Origin of the sequence: Albidovulum denitrificans, from assembly GCF_002973535.1 — a bacterium.
Classification (GTDB): Bacteria; Pseudomonadota; Alphaproteobacteria; order Rhodobacterales; family Rhodobacteraceae; genus Albidovulum; species Albidovulum denitrificans.
Window position 1 is genome coordinate 339,917 of the sequence record NZ_PVEP01000002.1, and the last position, 14,099, is coordinate 354,015.

General features: G+C 67.0%; 11 protein-coding genes. 6 read left to right on the forward strand and 5 right to left on the reverse strand.

Annotation, left to right across the window (positions count from 1 at the left end):
• Nucleotides 1-17 precede the first annotated feature (17 nt).
• Both LX70_RS07400 and LX70_RS07405 read right to left on the reverse strand, forming a co-directional pair.
• Nucleotides 18-596, reverse strand: a complete 579-nt coding sequence (locus LX70_RS07400; protein WP_105513915.1) for a DUF6151 family protein — start codon at nt 594-596, stop codon at nt 18-20.
• Between the two features lie 264 nt (nt 597-860).
• Entirely contained in the window at nt 861-1,766 is a 906-nt protein-coding gene (locus tag LX70_RS07405; protein ID WP_105513916.1) for a LysR family transcriptional regulator, read from the reverse strand.
• A 169-nt stretch (nt 1,767-1,935) separates the two neighbouring features.
• On the opposite strand from LX70_RS07405, the gene LX70_RS07410 reads away from it, so the two are divergent.
• The 3 genes from LX70_RS07410 to LX70_RS07420 all read left to right on the forward strand — a co-directional run bounded on the left by LX70_RS07410 (nt 1,936) and on the right by LX70_RS07420 (nt 7,259).
• Nucleotides 1,936-5,349 carry an indolepyruvate ferredoxin oxidoreductase family protein gene (locus LX70_RS07410; RefSeq protein WP_105513917.1) on the forward strand — a complete coding sequence of 1,138 codons (3,414 nt, stop codon included), beginning with the start codon at nt 1,936-1,938 and terminating at the stop codon, nt 5,347-5,349.
• 190 nt (nt 5,350-5,539) lie between these two features.
• Entirely contained in the window at nt 5,540-6,412 is an 873-nt protein-coding gene (locus LX70_RS07415; protein WP_105513918.1) for a lysophospholipid acyltransferase family protein, read from the forward strand.
• 34 nt (nt 6,413-6,446) lie between these two features.
• Nucleotides 6,447-7,259, forward strand: a complete 813-nt coding sequence (locus tag LX70_RS07420) for a glutamate racemase (protein WP_105513919.1) — start codon at nt 6,447-6,449, stop codon at nt 7,257-7,259.
• A gap of 94 nt (nt 7,260-7,353) precedes the next feature.
• Here the strand turns inward: LX70_RS07420 and LX70_RS07425 are convergent, their stop codons facing one another.
• On the reverse strand, nt 7,354-7,824 hold the full coding sequence (locus tag LX70_RS07425; protein WP_105513920.1) for a YbaK/EbsC family protein: 471 nt from the start codon (nt 7,822-7,824) through the stop codon (nt 7,354-7,356).
• Nucleotides 7,825-7,942: 118 nt separating this feature from the next.
• Between LX70_RS07425 and LX70_RS07430 the strand changes: the two genes are divergently transcribed.
• The 3 genes from LX70_RS07430 (at nt 7,943) to LX70_RS07440 (ending at nt 11,613) form a co-directional block, all read left to right on the forward strand.
• Nucleotides 7,943-10,738: a bifunctional [glutamate--ammonia ligase]-adenylyl-L-tyrosine phosphorylase/[glutamate--ammonia-ligase] adenylyltransferase gene (locus LX70_RS07430; RefSeq protein WP_105513921.1), complete on the forward strand. Its 2,796-nt coding sequence runs from the start codon at nt 7,943-7,945 to the stop codon at nt 10,736-10,738.
• 31 nt (nt 10,739-10,769) lie between these two features.
• A complete protein-coding gene (locus LX70_RS07435; RefSeq protein WP_105514168.1) occupies nt 10,770-11,039 on the forward strand; it encodes a hypothetical protein in 270 nt (89 codons plus the stop codon).
• Between the two features lie 112 nt (nt 11,040-11,151).
• Nucleotides 11,152-11,613 carry a hypothetical protein gene (locus tag LX70_RS07440; protein ID WP_105513922.1) on the forward strand — a complete coding sequence of 154 codons (462 nt, stop codon included), beginning with the start codon at nt 11,152-11,154 and terminating at the stop codon, nt 11,611-11,613.
• On the opposite strand, the gene eda is transcribed toward LX70_RS07440, so the two are convergent.
• Both eda and edd read right to left on the reverse strand, forming a co-directional pair.
• Nucleotides 11,610-12,251 carry a bifunctional 4-hydroxy-2-oxoglutarate aldolase/2-dehydro-3-deoxy-phosphogluconate aldolase gene (gene eda, locus LX70_RS07445; protein ID WP_105513923.1) on the reverse strand — a complete coding sequence of 214 codons (642 nt, stop codon included), beginning with the start codon at nt 12,249-12,251 and terminating at the stop codon, nt 11,610-11,612. The genes LX70_RS07440 and eda overlap by 4 nt on opposite strands.
• A 24-nt stretch (nt 12,252-12,275) precedes the next feature.
• On the reverse strand, nt 12,276-14,081 hold the full coding sequence (gene edd, locus LX70_RS07450) for a phosphogluconate dehydratase (RefSeq protein WP_105513924.1): 1,806 nt from the start codon (nt 14,079-14,081) through the stop codon (nt 12,276-12,278).
• Nucleotides 14,082-14,099 lie beyond the last annotated feature (18 nt).

The following is a 14,099-nucleotide window of genomic DNA, read 5'->3' on the forward strand; positions in this document are numbered from 1 at the left end:
GGCGGTGGGAAGGGCCGTTACGGCGCCTTTGGCGGGCGTGCGGCGTTGCGTTCGGCCAGCGTCAGGATGCGGGGCGTGACGGTGGGGGCGCCTGCGGCGTCGAAGAACGGGCTCGGGCGGTGCCGCCCGGTCAGCCGCGCGCCCGCCGCGCGCAGAAGAAGGCCCGCAATCGCGCGGCCCTTGCCGAAGCCCCGGACCGGCCGGCGCGCGGCGCCGGTGTTGGCCTTGGTGACCAGGGGGCCGAACCCCGCCTGACCGGGCCGCAGGACCAGCCCGACGAAGGGCAGGCGGGGGGTGGCGAGCGTATTGGCGACGGGCGTATCGCAGCAGCCCGCATACCAGCGGATCAACCCCTTCGGGCCAAGCCTGAGGGCGCGAAGGTTCTCTTGCCCCGCCGTGAACCGGACGTGACGGGGCAGGGTATGGAAGGATTCGGTACCGCCATCGGGGTCAAGCCAGAGGTCATCGGCCCGCAGATGGCGGGCGAAGCTTTGGCAATCGGCGCAGTAGCATTCGACATGGCACCCCGGCGCATTTGCAGCGACGGACCAGCGCGTCGCGCCGCAACGGCAGGAAAGATCACGGTTTTCCGGCATGGCGCCCCCTTCCTTTGAGGCAGAGCATAGCCGACATCGCCGCCGCGCGGGGGGACAAGATTGGCCCGGCGCAAAAAAAAAGGCCGAGACAAAGCTCGGCCCAAGTCCAACAGGGAGGTAGAAAACGAAGCGAGTTGCCTCAGCCATCGTCTTCAAGCCCGATTTATGTGCGCTGTGCGAACGGTTCAAGGAAAAACATGCCGCAACTGCAACATGGCCGCTATGCGTTGCGGACATGCCTCACCTCAACTTCCGGTTGTTGCCTCAGTTGGGCTCGTCCTCAACCTTGCGTTTGCGGTAGGCCATGATCTCTTCCATGACAAACTCGCGGAAGGCCGCGACGCGCTTGGACTGCCGCAATTCCTCGGGATAGGCGAGGAAAACCGGCACCTCGGCCGATTCCACATCCGGCAGCACGCGGACCAGATGGGGGAAGTCCTCGGCCAGGTAATCGGGCAGCACGCCGATGCCCAGATGGCAGAGAACCGCCTGAAGGACGCCGTAATAGTTGTTCACCGTCAGGGTGGAGCGGATTTCCTGATTGAGCAGGCTTTGCACAAGGAAGGCCCCTGCGGCGACCTGCGCCGTGGTCGGGTTCTGGCTGATGAGGCGATGGTCGGAAATATCCTCGATCGAGGACAGCTCGCCCGCCGCGTCAAGGTAATCGCGCGTCGCGTAAAGCCGCATGCGGATCGTCATCAGGCGGCGGCGGATCAGGTCGGCCTGGCTCGGTTCCTTCATGCGGATCGCCACGTCGGCCTCGCGCATCGGCAGGTCCAGCACGCGCTCTTCAAGCATCAGGTCGATCTTGAGGTCGGGGTAGCGTTCGTAAAGCTTGCCGAGACGGGGGGCGAGCCAGAGCGTGCCAAAGCCCGTCGTCGTGGTGACGCGCAATTCGCCAAAGACCTCATCCTCGCTGTCGCGGATCCGCGCGGCGGCGGTTTCCAGCCGCTTGTTCATCGAGCTTGTCGCGTCGAACAGCAATTCCCCCTGTTCGGTAAGAATCAGTCCCCGCGCATGGCGGTGGAAAAGCGTGGTGTTCAGGCTTTCCTCAAGCGCGCGGATCTGCCGGGAGACCGCGGACTGGGACAGATGAAGGCTGTCGCCCGCATGGGTCAGACTGCCCGCATCGGCAACCGCATGAAAGATTCTAAGCTTGTCCCAATCCATTCCGACACATTCACTCAAATTAACATCGCGGGTGTTATGCAGGATTTCACCAAATGGACAAAGCAAAAGCGCCCCGACCTTCGACCAAATCGTGAAGGGTTGCCCAAAATTCGCGCTTTGTAGGTCAGCATTTTTGACCTATAATGGGCGAAGGTGAGGGAGGCCGCCGATGACCAAGCACCAGATTTCGCTGAACGACCGCTACGATCTTGACCGCTCGCCGGTCCTGTTGAACGGGACCCAGGCGCTTGTGCGGCTGATGTTGATGCAGAAGGCGCGGGACGCGAGGGCCGGGCTGAACACTGCCGGTTACGTCACAGGCTATCGCGGATCGCCGCTGGGCGGGGTCGATCTGAACATGGCGAAGGCAGGCAAGCTGCTTGACGCGAACGATATCCGCTTTCAGCCGGGCCTGAACGAAGACCTTGCTGCGACCGCGATCTGGGGCAGCCAGCAGGCGGAATTGCGGGGCGAGGGCAAATATGACGGTGTCTTCGCGCTCTGGTACGGCAAGGGGCCGGGGGTGGACCGTTCCGGCGACGTGATGCGCCATGCCAACATGGCAGGCACCTCGCCCCATGGCGGCGTGTTGATGGCGATGGGGGACGACCACACCGGCGAAAGCTCTACCGTGCTGCATCAGTCCGACTGGGCGATGATCGACGCCTATATGCCCGTCGTCAGCCCCGCCGGTGTGCAGGAGATCATGGATTACGGCCTTTACGGCTGGGCGCTCAGCCGTTTTGCCGGGGTCTGGGTCGGCCTCAAGACGATGAAGGACACGGTTGAGGCGACGGCGGTCGTCGATGGCGATCCCTTCCGGCTTGCCTTCAAGACGCCGGACTTCCCGATGCCGGACGGCGGGCTGAACATTCGCCTGTCCGACACGCCCGTCGCGCAGGAAGCGCGGATGATCGACTTCAAGCGGTTCGCGGCCGAGGCGTTTTCCCACGCCAACCGCATGGACCGCCGCGTCTGGGGCAAGCCGGGCGCCAGGATCGGCTTCGTCGCGGCGGGGAAGAACTGGCTCGACCTCGTCCATGCGCTGAACCTTCTGGGAATTGATGAGGGCGAGGCAGAGCGCCTTGGCATTACCACCTACAAGGTCGGCCAGACCTTCCCGCTGGACATGAAGGGGTTCCACGACTGGGCCGAGGGCCTCGACCTGATCGTGGTGGTCGAGGAAAAGCGCAAGCTGATCGAGGTGCAGATCAAGGAGGCGATCTTTGACGACCGTCAGGGGCGGCGCGTCTATGGCTGGTACAAGGGCGGCGCGGGCGCCATGCACCGGGAGGAGTTGTTCCCCACCCGCTACGCGCTTGACCCGACCTATATCGCCGAGAAACTGGGCGGCATCCTGATCGAGGAAGGGCGCGGCACCGATGAGGTCAAGGCCCGCCTTGCCGCCATCGCCGAGGCGCGCCGCGCCGACAACGCGCCCGAGATTGCGGCCCGGCTGCCCTATTACTGCTCCGGTTGCCCGCACAACACCTCTACCAAGGTCCCCGAGGGCAGCCGCGCCTATGCCGGGATCGGCTGTCACTACATGGTGCAGTGGATGGATCGTTCGACCCTCGGCTTTACCCAGATGGGCGGCGAAGGCGCGAACTGGGTCGGTGAGGCGCCGTTTTCGACGCGCGGCCATGTGTTCCAGAACCTGGGCGACGGCACCTATAACCACTCGGGCGTGCAGGCGATCCGCGCAGCCCTCGCCGCAGGCACGACGATCACCTACAAGATACTCTTCAACGACGCCGTCGCCATGACCGGGGGCCAGACGAACGAAGGCGGCCTGACCGCCGGGCGCATCGCGCAGGAAGTGGCGGCGATGGGGGTGAAGAACATCTTCGTCGTCTATGACGAGAAGGAAGAGGTCGACCGCGCAGAGTTCCCGGCAGGGCTAGCCTTCCATGAACGCCGCGAGATGCCTCTGGTGCAGAAGAAATGCACCGAAATCAATGGCGTGTCGGTCATTCTTTACGTCCAGACCTGCGCTGCCGAAAAGCGTCGCCGCCGCAAGCGCGGGCAGTTCCCCGACCCTGACAGGCGGGTCTTCATCAATACCGAGGTCTGTGAGGGCTGCGGCGATTGCGGGGTGCAGTCGAACTGCGTCTCCATCGTGCCGGTCGAGACGGAACTGGGCCGCAAGCGCGCCATCGACCAATCGTCATGCAACAAGGATTTCTCCTGCCTCGACGGGTTCTGCCCGTCCTTCGTGACGCTGGAAGGGGCCAAGGTGAAAAAGGCCTCGGCGGCGGAGTTTGACCTGCCGGAATTGCCGGACCCGGCACTGCCCGCGATTGACGGCACCTTCAACGTCATCATCACCGGGGTCGGCGGCACCGGCGTCGTGACCATCGGCGCGGTGATGGCGCAGGCGGCGCAGATCGACGGCAAGGGCGCGGGCATGATGGAGATGGCGGGCCTCGCCCAGAAGGGCGGCGCGGTCCATATCCACCTGCGGCTGGCAAACCGGCCCGAGGATATCAGCGCGATCCGCGTCGCGGTGGGTGAGGCGGACTGCCTGATCGGCGGTGACCTCGTCGTCAGCGGCGGCGCCAAGACGCTGGGCCTGATGACGACGGGGCGCACCGGCGCGGTCGTCAACAGCCATGAGATCATCACCGGCGCCTTCACCCGCGACCGGGATTTTCACTTGCCCTCCGATGCCTTGCGCGTCTCTCTTCAGGCGCGGCTGAAGGATCGGGTCAGCTTCGTCGATGCCTCCGAGGTCGCGCGCAAGCTGATGGGGGATTCGATCTTTTCCAACATGCTGCTTCTGGGGGCCGCCTGGCAGAAGGGCCATGTCCCGCTCTCGGCCGATGCGATCCGTCAGGCGATCACCCTGAACGGCGCGGCGGTGGAGCGTAACCTGCGCGCCTTCGAGATCGGGCGCTGGGTTGCCCTGCACCCGGAAGAGGTTGAGAAACTGGTTGAAGAACCGGCGGCAACGCCCATGGATGAAAAAGAAAAGATCGACCGCCTTGCCGCCCGTCTGACCGACTATCAGAACGCCGCCTATGCCGACCGTTTCCGCACGCTGGTGGCCGGAGCGCCCGAGGATCTGCGCCTTGCCGTGGCCGAAAGCTATTACAAGCTCCTCGCCTACAAGGACGAATATGAGGTCGCGCGCCTGCATCTGGAAACGGCGGAGAAGGCCAGGGCCGCGTTCGATGGCGATTTCCGTATGACCTTCCACCTCGCGCCCCCGATGCTGGCGAAGACGGGGCCGGGCGGGCGGCCCCGGAAGAAGGCCTATGGTCCGTGGATGCTGCATGTCTTCCGCCTTCTCGCCCGGATGAAGGGCCTGCGCGGCACCGCCTTCGACCCCTTCGGCCGCGCCGCCGAACGGCGGATGGAACGCGCGCTGATCGCGCAGTTCGAGGGCGACATGGCCGAGGTGCTGCCAAAGCTGACGCCCGACACCGCCCCCGCCATCCGGGCGCTGGTGGAGCTGCCAAAGTCGATCCTCGGCTATGGCCCGGTCAAGGAAGCGGCGGAGCGCAAGGCCGCCAAGCGGCGGGAAGAGCTTCTGGCCACGATCCGCACGGGCGGTACGCCTCTGAAGGCGGCGGCGGAGTAGGGCCGCATGGCCTTGCCGTCCCGGATCAGGTCCGGGACCTCCGCCACCGGAGAAAGAGGTCCCGGATCAGGTCCGGGACGCTGCCGTTATCACCCATTGCGCCAATCCCCTCGCGCGACTGCGCGGCGTCACGGAACTGTCGCCTTCGCGCGCCATCATCGCCTGTCAGGTGAACCCTGGGAGGGCGAGAGTGGCAAAAGACATCGCGCGAGAGATTTCCTATGCCGCCTCGGCCCGGTCGCGCGGCGGGCGGGCCCTTGTCCGGCTTCTGGAAAACGCGACCGGGCGGATCGGTCTGATCCGCCGGGCGAAGGGGTATGAGGATGAGGTCGCGCGCGGGCGCGATTTCTGGCAGGTGATCGTCGAACGCTACGGGCTTCGCCTTGATATCGTGGGCGGCAGCCTGTCCAGCATCCCGGCCAACGGCCCGCTGATCCTGATCGCCAACCATCCCTACGGCATCCTCGACGGGCTGATGATGGGCTATATCCTGTCCGCCCTGCGTGGCGATTTCCGCATCATCGCGCATCAGGTCTTTCGCAAGGCGCGCGAGCTTGACCGCGTGATCCTGCCCATCGACTTCGATGAGACGGAGGCCGCGCTGAAGCGCAACCTTGAAACGCGGGCCGGGGCGCTGGCCTATCTCAAATCCGGGGGCGCCATCGGCATCTTTCCCGGCGGCACGGTCGCCACCGCGCCCACGCCCTTCGCCCGGCCCATGGACCCGGTCTGGCGCAACTTCACCGCCCGCATGATCGCGCGGTCGGGGGCGACGGTGGTGCCGATCTATTTCGACGGCCAGACCTCGCGCCTCTTCCAGCTTGCCAGCCACCTGCATTACACGCTGCGCCTTGGCCTTCTCATCAACGAATTCCGCGCGCGGATCGGCGAACCCGTGCGCATCGTCGTCGGCGATCCGATCCCGCGCGGCGAAATCGCGGCGCGGGCAGGGGATGCGAAAGCCATGATGGATTTCCTGCGCCGGACGACGTATGAATTATCCCCGAAGCCGCTGCCATCCCTGGCATACGGGTTTGAATTCGAAGAGAAATACCGCGCCTGAGGCCACGCGCCCCGGCGGCGGAGGGGGTCTGGCGATGGCGGTCGGCATATTCGATTCGGGGCTTGGCGGGCTGACGGTCTATGACGCGGTCGCCAGGGCGCTGCCCGATCTGGCCTTCGTCTATTACGGCGACAACGCCCACGCGCCCTACGGTGTGCGCGATGCCGACGACATCTTCAACCTGACCTGCGCCGGGGTGGAGCGTCTTTGGGCCGAAGGCTGCGATCTGGTGATCCTTGCCTGCAACACCGCCGCCGCCGTGGCGCTGAAACGGATGCAGGAGACGTGGGTCCCGGCCGACAAGCGCGTCCTTGGCGTCTTCGTTCCGATGATCGAGGCGCTGACCGAACGGCAATGGGGCGACAACTCCCCCCCGCGCGAAGTGGCGGTGAAACATGTCGCGCTTTTTGCCACGCCCGCCACCGTCGCCAGCCGCGCCTTTCAGCGCGAGCTTGCCTTCCGCGCCATCGGGGTCGATGTCGAGGCGCAGCCCTGTGGCGGCGTCGTCGATGCGATCGAGGACGGGGATGAAATATTGGCCGAAGCGCTGGTGCGATCCCATGTCGAGGCGCTGAAACGCCGGATGCCAAAGCCCGAGGCGGCGATCCTGGGCTGCACCCACTACCCGCTGATGGAATCCACCTTCGAGGATGCGCTGGGCGCGGGCGTGACCGTCTATTCGCAGGCAAACCTCGTGGCCGAAAGCCTGAAGGACTACCTTGTCCGGCGGCCGGACTTCATCGGCTCCGGCACGACATCGCGCTTCCTGACCACCGGCGACCCGGCGCGGGTCAGCAGCAAGGCCACGCAATTCCTGCGCCGCAAGATCGCGTTCGAGGCGGCCTGAGCGCTATAACATTTCGGGTTTGCCCTGACGCAGAATTTGAACTTATTTCGTTCGAATTCAGATACTTGCTTTCTCAACGCAAACCCGAAACGCGTTATTCCGTGAAATCGGCCCGTTCCGCCCCGGTCGCGGCCAGAAGGGCGGCGGGGGCGGCGGCGAAGACGTGGCGCGGCGTCCCGGCGGCGGCCCAGACCACGTCGAAATCCAGAAGACGCGGATCGTAATAGCTGCGGATCGGGGTCAGGTGACCAAGGGGCGCCACGCCGCCGATGGCAAATCCCGTCTCGGCCCGGATCAGGTCGGCATCGGCCTTGCCCAGCGGCTGACCGGCGACGGCGCTGGCCTTTTCCGCGCTGACCCGGTTGCCGCCCGCGGTCAGGAAGAGGACGACATGGCCGCTTTCCTCGCCCCGGAAGATGATCGACTTCATGATCTGATCGACCTCGCACCGCGCGGCGCGGGCGGCATCTTCGGCCGTGCGGGTGCCCTCAGTCATCTCAAGGATCTCTGTCTCAAGCCCCGCCGCCTCGATGGCGGCTTTGACGCGCTTCAGGCTCTTGCTCATCGCCCCTGTCCTTTCCCTTGTCCCGGCGGGGCGCAGGTAGCCATGGGGCGCGGCGAACTGCAAGGGCCGGGCGCGCGTGGGCCGTTGACGCCCGCCCGCGCGTCGCTACTGTCGCGCCATGACATTCGCCGCCCGTCTCACCCGCTCTCCGATCCCCTATGAGGATACCCGCACCGCAGAGGTGCAGGCCCGCTTTGCCGCGCAACCGCCTGAAATCCGCGCGCTTCTTGACGGAACGGCGGGGTGCAGCCCCTATCTGGCCGGGCTGATGGAGCGTGAGGCCGACTGGCTTGACGCTGCCCTTGCCGGAGCGCCGGAGGACGCGCTGGCAGGGGTGCTGGCCGCGACCGAGGGGCTGGCAAGCGACGCGCTGGGCGCCGCGCTGCGTCAGGCCAAGCGGCGCGTGGCGCTTCTGGCGGGGCTTTGCGATCTGGGCGGCGTCTGGCGGCTTGAGGAGGTGACAGGCGCGCTGACCACGCTGGCCGACCGCGCGACCCACGCGGCGCTGGTGGCCCTGACCGCCGATGAGATCCGGCGCGGCAAGGTGCCGGGTGCTGCGGCCGAAGATGCCGAAACCGCCGCCGGGATCGTGGCGCTTGCCATGGGCAAGATGGGCGCGGGGGAGCTGAACTATTCCTCCGACATCGACCTGATCTGCCTTTTCGACGAAACCCGCTATGACCCTGACGACGCGCAAGAGGCGCGGGCCTCGTTCATCCGCGTCGTGCGGCGGATGACGGCGATGCTGTCGGACCTGACGGCCGAGGGCTATGTCTTCCGCACTGACCTGCGATTGCGCCCCGATGCCTCGGTCACGCCGGTCTGCATCTCCATGGCGGCGGCGGAGCAGTATTACGAGGCGCAGGGCCGGACGTGGGAACGCGCGGCCTTCATCAAGGCGCGCGCCTGCGCGGGCGACATCACGGCGGGGGAACGGTTCCTGAAGACCCTGACCCCCTTCGTCTGGCGCAGGCATCTGGACTTTGCCGCCATTCAGGACGCGCATGACATGCGCCTGCGCATCCGCGACCACAAGGGGCTGCACGGGCCAATCGTGCTGGAAGGCCATAACATGAAGCTTGGCGTTGGCGGGATACGGGAGATCGAGTTCTTCACCCAGACCCGCCAGTTGATCGCGGGCGGGCGCGACCCGGACCTGCGCGACCGGCGCACGGTTCAGGGGCTGGCGGCGCTGGCGGCAAAAGGCTGGGTGCCAAGCGCGGATGCGGCGGAACTGACCGACCTTTACCGCGCCCATCGTGAGGTGGAGCACCGCATCCAGATGGTTGGCGATGCCCAGACCCATGACCTGCCCACCAATGCCGAGGGGATCGACCGCCTTGCCCGGATGATGGGTGAAGGCGACACCGCGCGCTGGCGCGAGGGGCTTCGCGCGCGGCTGATGCGGGTCAGCGAATTGACCGAGGGCTTTTTCGCCCCCGGCGAAACCGGCGACCTGCCGGAGATGAGCGCCGAGGCGCGCGCCATCGTCGAGGGCTGGCGCGGCTATCCGGCGCTGCGCTCGGAACGCGCGGTCACGATTTTCAAGCGGGTGCAGCCGGAGATCCTGCGCCGCCTCGACCGCGCCGCCAACCCCGATGAGGCGCTGCGTCAGTTCGACGGCTTCCTGTCGGGCCTGCCCGCCGGGGTGCAGCTTTTTTCACTTTTCGACGCCAATCCGCAGTTGATCGACCTGATTGTTGATATTTGTTCAACGGCGCCGGGGCTTGCGGCCTATCTGTCGCGCAATTCCGCCGTGCTGGATGCGGTCATCGGCGGCGGGTTCTTCAGCGAATGGCCGGGGACAGGCGCGCTGGCCGAGGAACTGGCCGGGAAGCTCGCCGAGGTCCCGGATTATGAGGGCAAGCTGACCACCGCGCGGCACTGGCAGCGGGAATGGCATTTCCGCATCGGCGTTCACCACCTGCGCGGGCTGATCGACGCCGCGCAAGCGGGGCGCGAATATGCCGATCTGGCCGGGGCGGTGTTGCAGGCGCTCTGGCCCGCCGTGGTCGCCGATTTCTCAGCCAAGCACGGCACGCCGCCGGGGCGGGGGGCGGTGGTCCTTGGCATGGGCTCACTCGGGGCGGAGCGGTTGAACGCGGCTTCGGACCTCGACCTGATCGTGGTCTATGACGCGGCGGGGGTGGAGGCGTCGGAGGGCAAGCGGCCGCTGGCGGCGCGGGCCTATTACGCGCGTCTGACACAGGCGCTGGTGACCGGGCTTTCCGCGCCGATGGCCGAGGGGCGGCTTTACGAGGTTGACATGCGGCTGCGCCCCTCGGGCCGTCAGGGGCCGGTGGCGACGTCGCTGTCGTCCTTCGAAAGCTACCAGATGGACGAAGCCTGGACATGGGAGCATCTGGCCCTGACCCGCGCGCGCGCCGTCGCGGGCGATGCGGCGCTGGCGGAGGAGATCGAGGCGATCCGGCAGAAGGTTCTGGCGGCGAAATCCACCGGCGACGCGATCCTGACCGATACCGCCGAGATGCGCGCCCGCATCTTCGCCGCCAAGGCGCCGGATGGCGAATGGGAGGCCAAGATCGGGCCGGGGCGGTTGCAGGATATCGAGTTGCTGGCGCAATCCTCGGCCCTGCGCGCCGCCGCCCCGGTGCGGCGCGTGGAACAGCAGTTGCGCGCCGGAAAGGCCGCCGGGCATTACGGCGCGGCCGCGGAACAGGCGCTGCAATCCGCCTATCGCTTCCTCTGGCGGCTTCAGGCCGGGGGGCGGCTGTTAAGCGAACGGCCCCTGGACATGGAGGCGATCGGCGAGGGCGGGCGCGCCTTTCTCTTGCGTGAAACGGATGCGTCGGAACTTGGCGATCTTGCGTCGCGGCTGGCGGGGCATGTGGCGAAGGCCGAAGAGATCATGGCGGCGATCCTTGGCGCCCCGTCGGACGGGGCGGTGCAATGAAGGGGCCGTGGACAGGATGGGCAGGAAGGTGATGGACGCGAAACTTGCCGACCCCAAGGGGCTTGTGCGCGAATCCTACGCGATCGAGGGGATCACGGCGGGCGAATGCCGGTCGATCTACCTTGACTGGGCGCTGAGCCTTGCGGGCGATACCGACGCACATGAGGCGATGCGCGTGCTGCTGTCGCACTACGCCCCCGCCAACCCCGACCACCCGATGACAAAGGTCCTGACTGACGGCCTCGTCCCCGGCGACAAGCCGACGCGGCGCGGCGGACGGTCGGCGCGTCTGGGCGGCTGACGCCCCCGCGCGACAGAAACACACCCGAAAATCGCCCCGAAGGGGACAGGCGCGCGCCGCTTCGGCGTCGCGAAGCCGCGTTAATCAGGGGCATTCACGGGAGTTTGTTTCCATGAAGACCTTTGTTAGATCCCTTTACCCGGCGCTGGCGTTCCTTGCGTTCTACCTGCCCGCCGGGGTCTTTTCCCTGACAGTGACCCGCTGGGCCGGGGTTCATGCGCCCGCGCTCGCGCCAGCGGTGCAACTGTTCCTTGGTGCGCTGGCCTTCGCGCTTGCCGTCGTGGCGGCGGCGGAGTGCTGCCTCCTCAGGGGCTATGCCGGGCCGCTGATCCAGCGGCTTTTGCACCTGCGCCGCGACCGGATGCGGCTGGCGCTGCTTTTCGCCATCCTCGGCGCGGTTCCGGCCGGTGCGGCGGATCTTTACGGCGCGTCGATGGCCCTTGGCGCCGGTCCGGGGCGGATCGGGGTGGCGGTCGTGATGCTTTCCCCGCTGGCCTGGCTGATCCTCGGCGCGATCTGCGCGCGCGACGACCTGATGCGCCGGGCACTGGGCGAGGCGGTGGGGCGGTCCTAACGCGGCAGCGCCGCCGCCGCGCGGGCCAGCGTTTCGATCTGGTCCCAGTCGCCCGCCTGAACCGCGGCCTTGGGCGCGACCCAGCTTCCGCCGCAGCAAAGGACGTTGGAAAGCTTCAGGTAATCGGCCACGTTCTTCATGCTGACGCCGCCGGTGGGGCAGAATTTCACCTGCGGGATCGGCGCGCCGATGGCGGCCAGCGCCGGGGCGCCGCCCGAGGCCTCGGCGGGGAAGAACTTCTGCACCGTGAAGCCCTTTTCCAGCAGCACCATCACCTCGGTCGCCGTTGCCGCGCCGGGCAGCAGGGGTAGCTCTTCGTCCACACAGGCCGCGATCAGCCGGTCGGTCGCGCCGGGGGAGACGCCGAACCTCGCGCCCGCTGCCTTGGCGGCCTTCACGTCGGCGGGTGTCAGCAGCGTTCCCGCCCCCACGACGCCGCCCGGCACCTCGGCCATGGCGCGGATCGCGTCGAGGGCCGAGGGCGTGCGCAGCGTTACCTCAAGCGCGGGCAACCCGCCCTTGACCAGCGCCTGCGCCAGACCCTTCGCCTGCGCGGCATCCTCGATCACAAGGACCGGGACGACGGGGGCGAGGGCGCAGATCTCGGCGGCTTTTTGGCTTTGTTCGGCGGGGGTCATGGGGCAGTCCTTCGGATCAAGAGGTCAGACGACGAGTGCGGCACCTTCCGGCGCGGCCCCGACATGGGCGCGGAAACAGGCGAAAAGCTCGCGCCCGGTGCCGTGGGCATTCGCGCCAAGGTCTACCGTGACCGGCGCGCGGTCCTCAAGGTCCACGCCGGGAACCTCAAGCCGCCCGCTGGCCGCGTCCAGCCGGACGATGTCGCCATCCCTCAGCCGCGCGATGGGACCGCCACAGGCGGCCTCCGGGCTGACATGGATCGCCGCCGGGACCTTGCCGGAGGCGCCCGACATGCGCCCGTCGGTCACAAGCGCCACCTTCAGCCCCCGGTCCTGAAGCACCGAAAGCGTGGGGGTCAGCGAATGCAGTTCCGGCATCCCGTTGGCGCGCGGCCCCTGAAAGCGGACGACGACGACCGTATCCTCGGTGAACTCACCACGCTTGAAGGCGGCTTTCACCTCTTCCTGATCGTGGAAGATGCGGGCCTTGGCCTCGATCACATGCCGCTCCGGCGCGACGGCGGAAATCTTGATGACGCCACGGCCAAGATTGCCGGTCAGTTCCTTCAGCCCGCCGATCGGCTGGAACGGGGCAGAGGCGGGGCGCAGGACCTTGTCGTTCAGGCTTTCCCCCGCGCCATCCTCCCAACTCAACACGCCACCCTTCAGCTTCGGTTCCTGCGCATAGCGGTAAAGGCCGTCCCCGGCGATGGTCTTGACATCGGGGTGCAGAAGGCCCGCTGACAGCAATTCGCCGATCATGAAGGGCAGCCCGCCCGCCGCGTGGAAGTGGTTCACATCGGCCAGACCGTTGGGATAGACCCGCGCCATCAGCGGCACGATGTCCGACAGCGCCGCGAAATCCTCAAGCTCAAGCAGCACACCCGCCGCCCGCGCCATGGCGGGCAGATGCAGGACGAGGTTGGTGGAGCCCCCCGTCGCCATCAGCCCGACGATGCCGTTGACGATGGCGCGTTCGTCAAGGATCTCGCCCACCGGGCGATAGTCGTTGCCAAGCGCGGTGATCGCACCGGCGCGGCGCACCGCCTCTTTCGTCAGCGCCTCGCGCAGCGGGGTGCCGGGGTTGACGAAGCTTGCGCCCGGCAGGTGCAGGCCCATGAACTCCATCAGCATCTGGTTGGAATTGGCGGTGCCGTAGAAGGTGCAGGTGCCGGGGCCGTGGTAAGAGGCCATCTCCGCCTCCATCAGCTTGTCGCGGCCGACCTCTCCGGCGGCGAATTGCTGGCGGACCCTGGACTTTTCGTCATTCGGCAGCCCGCTGACCATCGGGCCGGAGGGGACAAAGACGGCAGGCACATTGCCGAAGGTCGCGGCGGCCATGACAAGGCCCGGCACGATCTTGTCGCAGATGCCAAGGTAAAGCGCCGCGTCGAAACAGTTGTGGCTAAGCGCGACGCCTGCGGCCAGCGCGATCACGTCGCGGGAGAAAAGCGACAGTTCCATCCCGTCGCGTCCTTGGGTCACGCCATCGCACATCGCCGGGACGCCACCCGCGACCTGCGCGGTGATGCCAAGCTCCCGCGCCGTGTCGCGGATGATCTTGGGATAATCCTCATAGGGCTGGTGGGCCGACAGCATGTCATTATAGGCGGTGACCACGCCGATATTGGCGACCCGCCCTGCGGCGAGGTTGCCCTTGTCCGCGCCCATCGCGGCATAGGCGTGCGCCTGATTGCCGCAGGACAGGTGGGCGCGTGCCGGGCCTTCCTCGGCCGCCTTGCGCATCCGGTCAAGATAGGCGCCCCGCGTCCTGGCGGAACGGTCGCGGATACGCGCGGTGATCGCGTCGAGCTGCGGATGGATGGCCATCTGTGCCTCCTGATATGC

Coding starts and splice junctions, on each gene's coding strand:
- LX70_RS07405 (WP_105513916.1), bottom strand. CDS start 1,766: ATGGATTGGGACAAGCTTAGAATCTTTCATGCGGTTGCCGATGCGGGC.
- LX70_RS07440 (WP_105513922.1), top strand. CDS start 11,152: ATGAAGACCTTTGTTAGATCCCTTTACCCGGCGCTGGCGTTCCTTGCG.
- LX70_RS07425 (WP_105513920.1), bottom strand. CDS start 7,824: ATGAGCAAGAGCCTGAAGCGCGTCAAAGCCGCCATCGAGGCGGCGGGG.
- LX70_RS07410 (WP_105513917.1), top strand. CDS start 1,936: ATGACCAAGCACCAGATTTCGCTGAACGACCGCTACGATCTTGACCGC.
- LX70_RS07420 (WP_105513919.1), top strand. CDS start 6,447: ATGGCGGTCGGCATATTCGATTCGGGGCTTGGCGGGCTGACGGTCTAT.
- eda (WP_105513923.1), bottom strand. CDS start 12,251: ATGACCCCCGCCGAACAAAGCCAAAAAGCCGCCGAGATCTGCGCCCTC.
- edd (WP_105513924.1), bottom strand. CDS start 14,081: ATGGCCATCCATCCGCAGCTCGACGCGATCACCGCGCGTATCCGCGAC.
- LX70_RS07400 (WP_105513915.1), bottom strand. CDS start 596: ATGCCGGAAAACCGTGATCTTTCCTGCCGTTGCGGCGCGACGCGCTGG.
- LX70_RS07435 (WP_105514168.1), top strand. CDS start 10,770: ATGGACGCGAAACTTGCCGACCCCAAGGGGCTTGTGCGCGAATCCTAC.
- LX70_RS07430 (WP_105513921.1), top strand. CDS start 7,943: ATGACATTCGCCGCCCGTCTCACCCGCTCTCCGATCCCCTATGAGGAT.